At 45.7% G+C, this 12975-nt stretch carries 10 protein-coding genes; all 10 read left to right on the top strand.

What is annotated here, in order from left to right:
• The first annotated feature begins 165 nt into the window (after positions 1 to 165).
• The 10 genes from ACYQ3Q_RS10375 (at position 166) to glpA (ending at position 12973) form a co-directional block, all read left to right on the top strand.
• Positions 166 to 1164: an alpha-hydroxy-acid oxidizing protein gene (locus ACYQ3Q_RS10375; protein WP_459928488.1), complete on the top strand. Its 999-nt coding sequence runs from the start codon at positions 166 to 168 to the stop codon at positions 1162 to 1164.
• A 347-nt stretch (positions 1165 to 1511) separates the two neighbouring features.
• A complete protein-coding gene (locus tag ACYQ3Q_RS10370; protein ID WP_459928487.1) occupies positions 1512 to 3266 on the top strand; it encodes a B12-binding domain-containing radical SAM protein in 1755 nt (584 codons plus the stop codon).
• A 15-nt stretch (positions 3267 to 3281) separates the two neighbouring features.
• Positions 3282 to 4469: an extracellular solute-binding protein gene (locus ACYQ3Q_RS10365; protein ID WP_459928486.1), complete on the top strand. Its 1188-nt coding sequence runs from the start codon at positions 3282 to 3284 to the stop codon at positions 4467 to 4469.
• A gap of 37 nt (positions 4470 to 4506) precedes the next feature.
• Entirely contained in the window at positions 4507 to 5400 is an 894-nt protein-coding gene (rapZ, locus tag ACYQ3Q_RS10360) for an RNase adapter RapZ (protein ID WP_459928485.1), read from the top strand.
• Complete coding sequence (locus ACYQ3Q_RS10355; protein ID WP_459928484.1) at positions 5397 to 6761, top strand: gluconeogenesis factor YvcK family protein; 1365 nt, start codon at positions 5397 to 5399, stop codon at positions 6759 to 6761. The genes rapZ and ACYQ3Q_RS10355 overlap by 4 nt, the downstream gene beginning before the upstream one ends.
• A 127-nt stretch (positions 6762 to 6888) precedes the next feature.
• Entirely contained in the window at positions 6889 to 7851 is a 963-nt protein-coding gene (gene whiA / locus ACYQ3Q_RS10350) for a DNA-binding protein WhiA (RefSeq protein WP_459928483.1), read from the top strand.
• A gap of 32 nt (positions 7852 to 7883) precedes the next feature.
• Positions 7884 to 9284, top strand: a complete 1401-nt coding sequence (rpoN, locus tag ACYQ3Q_RS10345; RefSeq protein ID WP_459928482.1) for an RNA polymerase factor sigma-54 — start codon at positions 7884 to 7886, stop codon at positions 9282 to 9284.
• Between the two features lie 387 nt (positions 9285 to 9671).
• Entirely contained in the window at positions 9672 to 10367 is a 696-nt protein-coding gene (locus ACYQ3Q_RS10340; RefSeq protein ID WP_459928481.1) for a glycerophosphodiester phosphodiesterase, read from the top strand.
• A 53-nt stretch (positions 10368 to 10420) separates the two neighbouring features.
• Positions 10421 to 11008: a glycerol-3-phosphate responsive antiterminator gene (locus ACYQ3Q_RS10335; protein ID WP_459928480.1), complete on the top strand. Its 588-nt coding sequence runs from the start codon at positions 10421 to 10423 to the stop codon at positions 11006 to 11008.
• A gap of 339 nt (positions 11009 to 11347) precedes the next feature.
• The gene (gene glpA, locus ACYQ3Q_RS10330) at positions 11348 to 12973 is read left to right on the top strand and encodes an anaerobic glycerol-3-phosphate dehydrogenase subunit GlpA (protein WP_459928479.1); all 1626 of its coding nucleotides are present in this window, start codon (positions 11348 to 11350) and stop codon (positions 12971 to 12973) included.
• The last annotated feature ends 2 nt before the right edge of the window (positions 12974 to 12975 follow it).

Genomic DNA, 12975 nt, shown 5'->3' with positions numbered 1-12975 from the left:
CGTGAGTTTAAAAACCTAAAAATGAACAAAGTGAGAGTTATCGATTAAGTGTAATAAGTAATAAGTAATAAGTAATATAATGTATTGCGAATTAAGGAAATCTAAATCTGCCTCGTGTCTCGAGTATAGAGTATAGAGTATCAAAATTCAGTGGAGGTTGTGAAAATGAATATACAAACCGTTCGTCAAACAGCGCGAGAAAAGCTCAAGGGATATTGTCGAGTTTGTCCAGAATGTAATGGCAAGGCCTGTGCAGGGGAAGTCCCAGGTATGGGAGGAATGGGGACGGGAGCATCGTTTAAAAACAATGTAGAAGCTTTAGCGGCCTTTCGCATCAATTTAAGAACGTTGCATAGTGCCAAACACCCTGAAACACAGATCAAACTCTTTGGTCAAGAGCTGAAAACCCCGATTCTTGGGGCGCCGATTATGGGTAACAACTTCAACATGGGTGGGGCTTTGAATGAAGAAGAATGGGCTGAAGCTATGATTCAAGGTTGCTTAACCTCAGGAACGTTAGGGTGCACGGGCGACGCACCGGACCCGGCTATGTATATTACTGGTGTTGATGTGATAGCTAAAGCTCAAGGACGGGGTATTCCGATTATAAAACCACGGGAACAGGATGAAGTTCTTAATTGTCTGCGTCGAGCTGAGGAAGCGGGAGCTCTGGCGGTGGGTATGGATGTAGATACTGCAGGCCTAGTTTCCATGAAAGTTGGTCCAAAAAGTGTAGAAGAAATGAAAGCCATCATTGCTAGTACTTCTTTGCCGTTTATCATAAAAGGAATCATGACGGTAAGCGAAGCAGAAATGGCACTTGAAGTAGGAGCTTCAGCAATTGTGGTCTCGAACCATGGGGGAAGAGTACTCGATCATACTCCAGGAACCGCTGAAGTTTTGCCAGAAATCGCTGCGGCGGTGGATGGACGAATTCCTGTGATCGTTGACGGAGGAGTGCGAACAGGTGTTGATGTCTTAAAGATGTTAGCACTCGGTGCTGATGCCGTCATGATTGGAAGACCTCTAATTATTGCCGGCTATGGCGGAGGGGCAGACGGGGTTGCCTTAGTTCTGAGGAGAATTACGAATGAATTGAAACAGGCCATGCTTCTCACAGGCTGTGCAACACTGAGTGATATTAATATTGACGTGCTATTTTGATTAAATAATAAGAGTACAGGCACAAATCGCCAATGTCATCCACTTCCTGGATTGATTAAAGTGGTTGAAAAAGCGAAATGTTCCATGTGGAAATCTAGTAAGTAAACAATTTTACTTTAGTAAGAGCTTCGTCGGATAACGAAGCTCTTACAATTATGGAGATCTTACAGTAGCACTCAATCTGCGAGCGGCAGGCTAGGAAATTCTCTATCAGAATATGCTATGATTAGCCGGAAAAACTAAGATTTATTTTGAAAAAAGAAAGTTAGTTCTCTTGTACTAACTGGCACAAGAATTGCATCGAGGGAGCTAAACCGCTATACTTAGGGAGAAGGGGGTTTTTCTAATTGCGTATTCTTTTGGTGGCCCTCAATGCCAAATATGTTCATACAAATTTAGCCCTTCGCTATTTGCGGGAAGGGATACGCCCCGATTTCCCTAACAGTTTGCTTTTGGAATTTAGCATTAACGATCGCCTTGAACGCATTGCTGGGGAAATCTATGAAGCCAAGGCCGATGTCGTTGGCTTTTCGTGTTATATTTGGAATCTGAAAGAAATCGTGGCGGTCATTAGGTATCTTCATCCCGTCTGCCCGGATGTGAAGTTTGTGATTGGGGGTCCGGAAGTTTCTTTCGGGGCCGAAGAGTTTCTCACCGAGCATCCAGAGGTAGATGCCCTTGTTCTTGGTGAAGGGGAACGCATTTTTTTAGATCTCCTTAAGACGTGGCAGGATGGGCGTGATCTTTCTGAGGTTCTAGGAATAGTTTGGAGAGATAATAAAGAAATTGTTGTCAATCCTATCTGTGCCAACCCTCTCGATTTAAATAAGCTACCGTTTCCCTATCTGGAGGACGAAGACTTTACAGGACGACTTGTCTATGTTGAAACGACTAGAGGATGTCCGTTTAACTGTCAGTATTGCTTGTCCTCAACGTTCCGAGGGGTTCGATTTTTGAAGCCGGAGAAGTTTAGGCAGGTGTTTCGGCACTTGCTGGAAAACGGTGCTCGCACCATTAAGTTTGTGGATCGCACGTTTAATGCCAATAAAAGTCATGCTCTGCGCATCTTGGACATCGTGCGGGAAGAGAGCGAGAAACACCCAGATGCCCAAAAGATACGGGTTCACTGTGAGATGGCTGGGGACCTTTTTGACGAAGAATGGCTGAATTATCTTAGAAATTATCCACGAGGATTAATCCAATTGGAAATCGGAGTTCAATCGACCTATCCACCGACACTCGAGATCGTGTCCCGCCCCCAAAACTTCGAGAAATGGAAAAAATACGTACCAGAAATTCAAACCTTCGGAGTTCCGCTTCATCTTGATTTGATCGCCGGGTTACCCGTTGAAAACTGGACAAACTTCCGAACCTCATTTAACGATGTCTATACAGTTAGACCCGATATGCTGCAGCTAGGGTTTTTAAAAGTACTTAAAGGATCTGGGCTACGTCTGCAGAGCATGCGCTATGGTCTGGTGTATACACCCGACCCACCCTATACAATTTTAGAAACCTCAGTCTTGTCCCACGACGAAATACTTCAATTACATCGCATGGAAGAAGTTCTCGATAAATATTATAATTCAGGGAAGTTTGCGTATGCCTTGCGTGAAGCGATTAAACTTTTTCCAACCCCGTTCGATTTTTACCATGGGTTTGCGGAGTTTTGGCAGCAAAACGGTTGGTTTCAACGTCAGTGGCAGGGTAAAGCCCTTTTTGATAGACTTTGGGAGTTTCTAGAGGGATTCCAAGCTCAGTCGGAGCCCCCCATTATCATCCCGTGGGATAAAATTCGAGATGCCCTGCGCTTTGATTATTATCTATGGGAACGTCCGAACGTCATACCTGATTATCTTGGTTCGGACAACAATTTGGATTGGGGAGCGCAGAAAGCAAAACAGGAAGAGATTCGGAAAGCAGGTTATTGGAAAACAGTGATTCCAGAGTTCAGTCAATTGGACCGGCGTCAGTGGATCCGCAACACCGCAGTTGCCTGTTTCACGACTGATTTATCCCCTGCCGCTCAATCCCAAAGACCATGCTGGTATCTTTTCTACTATCAACAGGGGAACGTTAAGGTTTACCAGTACAAAGGCTGAATGGAGTGCAGAACAATGACTTCCACTTATTTATGTAAAACGATCACGCGATGGTTTTGCATAGTCGTCATAGCCTTACTTGTTGCCGGGTGTGCGAGAGAACCTCAGATGGGACAACCCGGTGGACCGGCACCTGCAGTGGTGGACGTCTGGCATTCTTTGCAAGGGGCAGAAGCTCAGGCCTTACAAGTTCAGGCTCAAATGATCAATCAGACCCATTCTGAAGTGATTATCAAACTAAGTTATGTGCCAGAAACAAAATTCGTAGCCTTTTCCTATCAATCAGAGGCTGGAGGAGAAGGCCCTGAGCTATTCATCGCATCTAGGGAGATTATCCGTCAGCTTTATGAACAAGGGGCGTTGGCACCCACAGTGTACGAGGATCAAGAGGGTTTTCCTGCGGCCTCGAAAGGGTTTCGATTTGGTGGGGAGGAGTATGGACTTCCCTGGTTGACAGATATTCCTTTGCTTTACTTCAGAACAGATACAGCCGCAATTCCTGTCAATTTATCGGACTTATTCTCCGCTAAAGTTGGGGTTTCCGTTGCCACCACAGATACTTCCACACTTTTAGCATGGTGGAATGGGCAGGGTGGGAGGTTGATGAATGGAGGGGTTCCAGCCTTAGATGATCCCAGCAATGTTGTTTTTCTTCAACAACTTTTAACTTGGCAAAGTCTTAAAGCTCTGCGGATTGATCCGGCTACCCTCACCGCGTTTTCCGGCGGGCAAACCCCTTATATGATCGCTGGGGCAAGTGCAGCAAAATCGTTGACTCAACTGAATGTGCCTTGGGGTTGCATATTGCTTTCTGATTTATTAAATGGACAGGGACAATCTCTGTTAGGAACGACCCTGGGGATCGCAAATTCTGCCATTAAGACGAATGAAACGATGAGATCGGCGATTGAAACCGTGGAAAAAGCTCTGCTCACCCCAGAGGTGGAAGGGGCAATGCTGGAGGCAGGACGACTTCTTCCGGCCAATATGGGATACTACCAACGGCCAGAGGCCCAGAAAGGTGTCTTGCCGCAGGCTAAGCTGGCACTTGATAGGGCATGGGCGTTAGAAGGAAATGCTCCAGAGTGGAAGTTGATTCCGCTCCAAAATTCGGCATGGAGTAATGCCTTAGCGGGAAACGTTGCTCCCTTAGATGCTCTGGTAAGTGCACAAGAACAAGCTAGAGAAGTTTTAACGCCCTAGAGTTCGTCATAATCTTAAAAGAGTAGGAGGTTAAACTATGAATAAGAAAGGATTAGAACTCATTGTCATCACAGGTTTATCAGGAGCTGGTAGGACTCAGGCTATGCAAAGTCTTGAAGACCAAGGATTTTTTTGTGTTGATAATTTACCGCCTACTTTTCTTGTTAAATTTGCTGAGCTTTGTGCCCAGTCACGAGGAAAGGTCTCCAAAGCAGCGATAGTCTGTGATTTGCGTGGAGGAGAATTTTTCTCCTCACTTAGCGAGGCTTTAGCTAATCTTGAGAAAGAGGGCTTTCGTCTTGAAGTTCTATTTCTCGATGCCTCCGACGAAACCTTAATCCGCCGTTATAAAGAATCCCGTCGTCGCCATCCTCTGTCTCCTCATGGACGAGTATTGGATGGAATTCAAGCTGAACGCCAGCAGCTTGAGGAGTTAAGAATCCGAGCTGATAATATAATCGACACATCTGACTTAAGCGCCCAACAACTTCGTAGTCAAGTAGCGGATCTCTTTTGTAAGGCACAGGGGCTAGATCAAATGGCTGTTTCAGTGATATCCTTCGGCTTTAAGTATGGTATCCCGATGGATGCGGACCTGGTTATGGATGTGCGCTTTCTGCCGAATCCATATTATGTAGAAGCGCTGCGTCCTCTAACCGGGGAGCATACGTTGGTGAGAGACTATGTCTTTGGCAATCAAATGGCCCAAGAATTTATGGAAAAATACCTGGGCCTGCTTGAATACATCCTTCCTAATTATATCAAAGAGGGAAAAACCCACTTAGTTATCGGAATTGGCTGTACAGGAGGACAACATCGCTCCGTGGCCATTGCTGAAAGGGTGGGGCAATTTCTAACGGAACGGAATTATTCGATTAGTGTTAAACATCGGGATGCTAAGAAAAATCAAAAGGGTGGAACTGGGCGATGAAAGCTGTAAAGCGTGAGTGGTTTTCAAGATATCTAAAATGGCTCTACCCAAATCTAAGGGTTAAACGCTGGTTTATCCTAGCGGTTCTTGGAATCTTCCTTTTCGCGACGGGTTTCTCTGTTATGAATGATGGGGTAGCCATTGGCTACGCTGAGTTACAGTTCCGAGAAGTCATCTATCGTATTACCGGTAGCACGAGGCACATTGCCGTGCCGACAGGTCTTGTGATCAGCATTTTAGGAATCATCTTCATTATTATAGGTTTTAAACGAATGCTTTACTCGATTATTTCCTCCGTACTCCCTGAAAACGAAGGGAAAATTGTGGATGTGATTTACGCTCGGCAATATTTACGCAGAGGACCAAAGATTGTGGTAGTGGGTGGCGGGACGGGGCTCTCAGCCCTTCTGAGCGGACTTAAGCAATATACTTGTAATCTTACAGCCATAGTTACTGTTTCGGATGATGGTGGCAGTTCGGGAAAGCTACGGGATGAAATGGGTATACAACCCCCTGGAGATGTACGCAATTGTCTGGTGGCTTTGGCTGATACTGAAGATATTATGGATACTCTTTTTTCTTATCGCTTTGAAAGTGGAAATCTCAAGGGCCATAGCCTGGGAAACCTGCTTCTGGCTGGACTAACCGATACCTTTGGGGATTTTCAGAAAGGGATTGAACAGGTTAGCAAAGTATTTGCTCTCCGTGGGAAGGTATTCCCCTCCACGTTAGAACAAGTGGTCCTCCTGGCGGAGTTAGAGGACGGGACTCGAGTGGTAGGGGAGACCGCAGTTCGGGATACCGAGGGGAAAATTCGTAGAGTTTACCTCGAACCTAGTGACTGCATACCATTGCCGGACGCCATGAAGGCCCTTGAAGAAGCAGATCTTATTGTCCTAGGTCCGGGAAGCCTTTATACTAGCGTTCTTCCCAACTTACTGGTCAAAGGGCTCAGAGAAAAAATCCGAGCAGTGAAAGCCCCGTGTGTCTATGTATGTAATGTAATGACGGAAAAAGGTGAGACGGATGGTTATCGGGTGTCTGATCACCTTAGAGCGATTCTTGACCACTGCGGCACAGATTTCGTTGATGCAGTATTGGCTGCCAAAGGAGAAATTACTGCACCCCTTCTTAAGCGCTACGTTGAGGAAGAGGCCGTCCCGGTCATTACTGACCCTAAAGTAGTGCAGCACTTGGGCGCGAAGTATTTTGAGGCAAATTTAGTCCACGAGGGAAATGTCGTTCGCCATGATCCTGATCGATTAGCAAAAGAACTAATCCGGTTACTCTTCCGTTTGAAACCTATAGGAGAGCGCATTGCCTTAGTTGATGCCTATCTACTCACTCAGAAGCTCCGCTAAACGCGAGGCGCGAAGCACGAAGCACGAAGCACGAAGCACGAAACACGAAACACGAAGCACGAAGCACGATTTGCGATATTCGAACCTCGCGCATCGTGCCTCGAGCCTCGAGAAGGGGGCTGGGGAATTGTCTTTTAGTGCGATTACTAAAGAAGAATTAGCTCGCTTAAACGATCAGAAAGCATGTTGTGAGTTAGCCGAACTAGCGGCTTTAGTCCGAATGGACGGTACACTCCAAATTAGTGCCAACCAACAGTATACCTTGAATGTTATGACAGAAAGTGCTCCAGTGGCTCGCAAAGTCTATCGACTAGCAAAAGATGTGCTTCAACGTCCGCTGGAAATCGTGGTTCGACGTAAACTCAGACTTCGTAAGAATAACTCCTATTTAATTAAGATCTACCTTCGAGGATTGGAAGATTTAAAAAATATCGGTTTGGTTGACGAAGAAGGACAAATCTATCCGGGAATTGCTCCCAATCTGATCAAAAGGCGCTGTGATCAAAAAGCGTATTTGAGAGGAGCCTTTTTGGCGGGGGGATCAATGAATAATCCTGAAGGTACATATCACCTCGAAATTGTTAGCAATGATCCTGAGCATGCTAAAGCATTATGCCAATTGATCAATCGTTTCAAATTAGGCGCTAAAGTTAGCATGCGTAAGCATTGGTATGTGATATATCTCAAAGAAAGCGAACATATCGTGGATTTTCTTGGCTTTATGGGAGCACATCATGCCCTGTTAGAGTTTGAGAATGTTCGTGTACTCAAAGATGTTCGGAATCAAGTCAATCGCTTGGTTAATTGTGAGACCGCCAATCTTGATAAAATTGTCGATGCCGCTGTGCGCCAGTTAGAGAACATTCAATATATTCAGGAAGCAATAGGTCTGCAGTCACTACCAGATACCTTACGGGACATGGCGGAGCTTAGGCTGCAATACCCAGATGCCAGTTTGAAAGAACTTGGAGAAATATTGCGTCCGAAAGTTGGGAAGTCAGGCGTCAATCATCGCATGCGAAAAATCGATGAAGTCGCTGAACGCATCAGGGGTCAAAAAAAAGGAAAATCTAAAGTGAAAACACGATAGGATAACCTGAAATAGGAGATGGAGGTAAGAAAGTGCGGTTAGGGTATGGTTTGAGTCTAGAGCAAACTCAGAAACTTATCATGACTCCGGAATTACGTCAAGCAATTACAATCCTACAGCTGTCCGCACTTGATCTATCCACGTATGTTGAGGAACAGCTTTTGGAGAATCCTTTACTTGAAAATCTTGAAGAAAGTCCGGATAATAAGGGTGAAGCAGAGACCCCTGTGGTGGAGGAAAAATCTCCCGATGAAAAATGGGAAGTGGATTGGCAAGACTATTTCCAAGACCAAGACGATAACCGTGTTCGTCAGGAACGAGTAGTCTTGGAGGATAATCAGAGATTTGATCCGTTTACCGCAGCAGCACCTACGCTTTTGGAGTATTTACTTGAACAACTCCATGTCCAAAAAGTTACGGCCTCTTTATCCGTAGCAGAGTATATTGTTGGAAATTTAGATGATAATGGATACCTGGCCTTATCGACTAAGGATGTTGCACAGGAAATGAATGTTCCCCTTGAAACGGCTGAAGAAGCCTTGGCGCTTGTTCAGACCCTTGATCCGCTGGGAGTCGGGGCACGGAATTTGGAGGAATGTCTCCGTTTACAATTGCCACTCCTGCCAGATAATCCGCCAGAATTTGCGGAGTTTTTGAAGTATCTGGACGACTTGGCAGCTGGACGTCTGCAACGAATTGCCCATGCCCTGAAAAGCACCATAAATCGAGTTCAAGAACTAGCGGATATGGTGCGTAAATTGGACCCTAAACCAGGCTTGCGATTTTCCAGCCCGGGGGAGGTGCGCTACGTTGTCCCCGATGTAGTAATTGAAGAGATTCAAGGGGAGTTTATTATCCTCGTTAATGACATTACTGTACCCCGCCTAGGGATCAACAAAGTTTATCGCGATGCTCTTGGTCAAGACGAGGGAACCGAAACACGGAAATTTGTCGAGCAGAAGCTGAACGCAGCTGCCTGGCTGATTCGGAGTATTGAACAACGGCGTCTAACCCTTTATAAGGTAGCCAATGCCATTGTAAAGTGGCAAACGGATTTTCTCCGCCAAGGTATACGCCATCTCAGACCGCTTACCTTAAGGGATATCGCGGAAGAAATCGGAGTTCATGAATCCACTGTCAGCAGAGCGACTGCCCATAAGTATGTCCAAACCCCTCGAGGAATCTTCGAGTTCAAGTTCTTCTTTGCCAATAGTATGGGGCGAGGCAGTCAAAACGACTCGGGTATAACAACAGATGTGATCAAACTGGTTCTTAAAGATATTATACAAAGCGAAAATCCGAAGAACCCTTATTCAGATCAAAAGTTAGCGGACTTGCTAAAGGCTAGAGATATGGAGATTTCCAGGCGTACAGTTGCTAAGTACCGCGATGAGTTGGGGATTTCATCGACGTCGGTGAGGAAACGGTATTAGGGAAAGGTCGTATGGACACGCTCACTCCACCCGTTCGTAGGCCAAACTAAAGCTTCGTACTTCGATGAAAGCGGGCGGGGTACCCGGCAAATTCGGCATCCTTGCCTCAGTTGCCGGCTTCGCACGTCCTTGTGCTCAGCCCCGCTGATGAAAGCGTACGTCGCTAAGTTTGGCGACTACTCACGAAAGTCGATCGCTTAGTCCATACGACCTTTAGCTTGGGAATCGTGGGGCAAGGAATGGCGGAAAGTCGCGAAACACTCGGTCAGCCTCTACGGTCGTGGGCCAAACTATGGCCTAAGCGCATTAATGATAAAAGTGCCTAATTGCTTAGAGTACTTCGAAAACCACAAACAAATAAATTTGAGGTGTTTAAGGAGAAAGTTTATGAAGATCTTAGGCCATCGCGGAGCGGCGGGTACATCTCCAGAGAATACGTTGTTTTCCTTTGCCAAAGGCCTTGAATTTGGAGTGGATGGTTTTGAGTTCGATGTGCAATTGTCACGAGACAGAGAAGTCGTCATCTGTCATGACGAACGCGTCGACCGGACGAGTGATGGAATTGGTTGGGTTAAGGATTTTACGCTCAAGGAACTAAAGAAACTAAATTTTGGAGTTAGGTTTGGGATGTATGCTCCAATTCCGACGTTAGCGGAATTGCTGGAAATGCTGAAAGGTAGGCCTCTAATTCTTAATATAGAGATTAAGACTGGCTTGATCGAATACCCTGGAATCGTCGGTCAAGTAGCGGGTTTATTAGAAAAGTATCGAGTGACTTCCCAAAGTATAATCTCTTCTTTTGAACATAAAACGATTGTAGAAGTGATTCAGGACTACCCCCATCTGAAAACGGGCTTGCTTTATGCCTGTGGGTTGATCTCCCCTTGGCTTTATGCTCAGAATTTAGGGGCAAGTCATCTGCATCCCCACTATGCTTTTGTAACCCCAGAATTAGTACGAGAAAGTCATTTGCGGGGAATCGGTGTACATACTTGGACAGTAGATGAGGTCTGGGAGATGGAACATGTTGCGATTTCCGGTGTGGATATGGTGATTACAAATTACCCAGAGCGCTTTATTTAGAAAGTACCAAATTGAGTTGATCGAACGATAGTGTATGAAGTGGAAGGATTTATTTGACGAATAGAGTTGCTTTCAAAGAGGCTTTAAGAAAGAGTAGGATTGTGCCAGCCGTTAAACATCTGGAGGATTTAGCTGAAGTATTAAACATACCCTGGGTTTCCGTGGTTATTCTAATCGGTGGAGATATTAATGACTTAGAAGGGGTCCTAAAAGTTCGCAGTCGATACCCCCAAAAATATTTGCTGGCCCATGTGGATTTGATTGATGGGGTTGGAAAAGATGAGGCTGGAATACGTTACTTGAAACGGTTAGGGCTTGAAGGGATTGTGTCTGTAAAATCTCAGCTTTTGCGTTATGCTAAAGAAGATAAGATGTTAACGGTTCAGCGGCTGTTTCTGGTTGATTCGGAAGCGATTCGCACGGGTTTGAAAGTGATTAAAAAGGTGACACCCGATGCCATCGAAATCTTACCTGCGATTGTGCCTAAATTCGCCATCGATGAGTTCCATAAGGTGACGGATTTGAGTATTTTAGGAGGGGGTTTACTCAGAACGGAAGAGGATGTGCGTGCGGCACTGAATAACGGATTAACTGCTGTAACGGCGAGCCGAAGGAATTTGTGGAATTTTCAATTGACGTAGAGTGAAAGCTTACGTATACTTAATCTTAGTGATTAAGATAGTGACCTACATCGACCACTATACGTAGGATGCAATAGGGCTTGACCCGCAGTTTGAGGTTTCTACAGCAGAATCATCAACAATTTGATATAAAAAGGCTGAGAGAAGAAGAGAAGCCACTGGAGGAAGCGAAATTTACGGTTCCACCAGTGGCTTTTTGACGTTTTTTTAAAGCGAGTTTTAAAAAGGTATCGTAAAAGTAAAGTAAAGGTACAGAAAAATACAGAAAAGTACTGTAAATATACTGTACAGTAGAGGTACAGTAAGGAAACTTATAGTCGCAGAAAAGGAGGAGTTTTGATGTCAGACTATCAGGTTGTAATTGTCGGGGGAGGGGCAACGGGTGCTGGCATTTTACGCGACTTAAGTATGCGAGGGATTTCTGCGTTACTGCTGGAACAAGGGGATCTAGCGCACGGAACAAGCTCTCGTTTTCATGGCTTATTACACAGCGGTGCACGTTATGCTGTTAAAGACCCTGTATCAGCCGCGGAATGTATTGACGAGAATCTCATCCTGAAAAAGATCGCGGCTCATTGTATTTCCGATACTGGTGGGTGGTTTGTACAAATGCAAGAGGATGATCCAGAGTTTGTAGAGCAATGGATTCAGGGATGTACTCAGGCGCGAATTCCCATTCGAGAAATATCCCCTGCTAAGGCGTATGAGAAGGAGCCCTTAATAAGCAAAACAGTCCTGCGTGTTTTCGAAGTCCCTGATGCGACGGTGGATGGATTTAAGCTCGTTTGGGCTAACGCGAAATCCGCCAGGCGCTATGGGGGAGACTTTAAAACCTATCATCAAGTGGAACGGCTTATTCTTGAGGACAAAAGGATAGCCGGTGTGGCAGCTAGGAATCTGTTGAATAGGGAAGAGTTGATTGTGCATTGTGAGGTAGTGGTCAATGCTGCCGGGGCATGGGCTTCTCAGATTGCTGGTTCAATTGGTATTCCTTTAGACGTTATTTGTGATAAGGGAACGTTATTGGCCTTTAATCAACGGCTTTTTCAACGCGTGGTCAATCGATTGCATCCACCGGGTGATGGAGATATTTTTGTTCCCCATGAAACAATTACGATTTTGGGGACGACTTCCGAAATCGTGAATTCTCCGCAAGAAAACTCTCCCAAGCAGGATGAGGTCAGGAAGTTATTGGCGGTCGGCGAGACGATTCTCCCAAATTTACAGGAGCATCGAGTTATACGGGCTTTTGCAGGAGTAAGACCACTTCATCTAGAGGATAGCGAGGTTCCGGGTGCAGCAGAAGAAGGGCGGGAAGTCAGTCGGACCTTCGTCGTGATTGATCACGAGATTCAAGATGGGGTTCTTGGGCTGATCAGTGTTGTCGGAGGTAAGTTTACCACGTATCGGTTAATGGCTGAGAAGGTTTCGGATTGGGTGGCTCAAAAGCTGGGCAATACCACTCCTTGTCGTACTGCCGGAGAGAATTTGTCTCCAGAGATCCCAGAAACTATTCGGAAAAAGGCCTTTCAGTTTTTGCCTAGCGCGGCTGCTAAGAAAATGCTCGAACGACTGGGAGAGGATGCTAAGGACGTTTTGATGAAGATTCAGAGCGATCCACGCAAAGGGCAAATGCTCTGTGAGTGCGAAATGGTCAGTGTTGCTGAAGTTGAGAAAGTTGCTTCCGATGAAACCACGCATAATTTAGCAGACATTCGGCGCAAGACGCGCCTAGGTATGGGTACCTGCCAAGGGGCTTTCTGTACTTATCGGGCCTTGCCTTTGTTATGGCGGGAGAAAGGGAAATATGATCCACTAAGTGAGGAGTTAAAGCGCTTTATCAATCAGCGTTGGAAGGGAATCCGTCCGGTTCTTTGGGGGCAACAGTTACGTGAAACGGAATTAACGCGTGCCATATATGCCAGCATACTTGACCCGATTGACCCGAACGAGAATCAGGGATGAAG

This window comes from Desulfosporosinus burensis (assembly GCF_054657535.1).
Note: the sequence above shows the minus strand (reverse complement) of the source record. Positions and strands in the feature narration are given on the sequence as shown.

Coding starts and splice junctions, on each gene's coding strand:
- rapZ (WP_459928485.1), top strand. CDS start 4,507: ATGAATAAGAAAGGATTAGAACTCATTGTCATCACAGGTTTATCAGGA.
- ACYQ3Q_RS10355 (WP_459928484.1), top strand. CDS start 5,397: ATGAAAGCTGTAAAGCGTGAGTGGTTTTCAAGATATCTAAAATGGCTC.
- ACYQ3Q_RS10365 (WP_459928486.1), top strand. CDS start 3,282: ATGACTTCCACTTATTTATGTAAAACGATCACGCGATGGTTTTGCATA.
- ACYQ3Q_RS10340 (WP_459928481.1), top strand. CDS start 9,672: ATGAAGATCTTAGGCCATCGCGGAGCGGCGGGTACATCTCCAGAGAAT.
- glpA (WP_459928479.1), top strand. CDS start 11,348: ATGTCAGACTATCAGGTTGTAATTGTCGGGGGAGGGGCAACGGGTGCT.
- ACYQ3Q_RS10375 (WP_459928488.1), top strand. CDS start 166: ATGAATATACAAACCGTTCGTCAAACAGCGCGAGAAAAGCTCAAGGGA.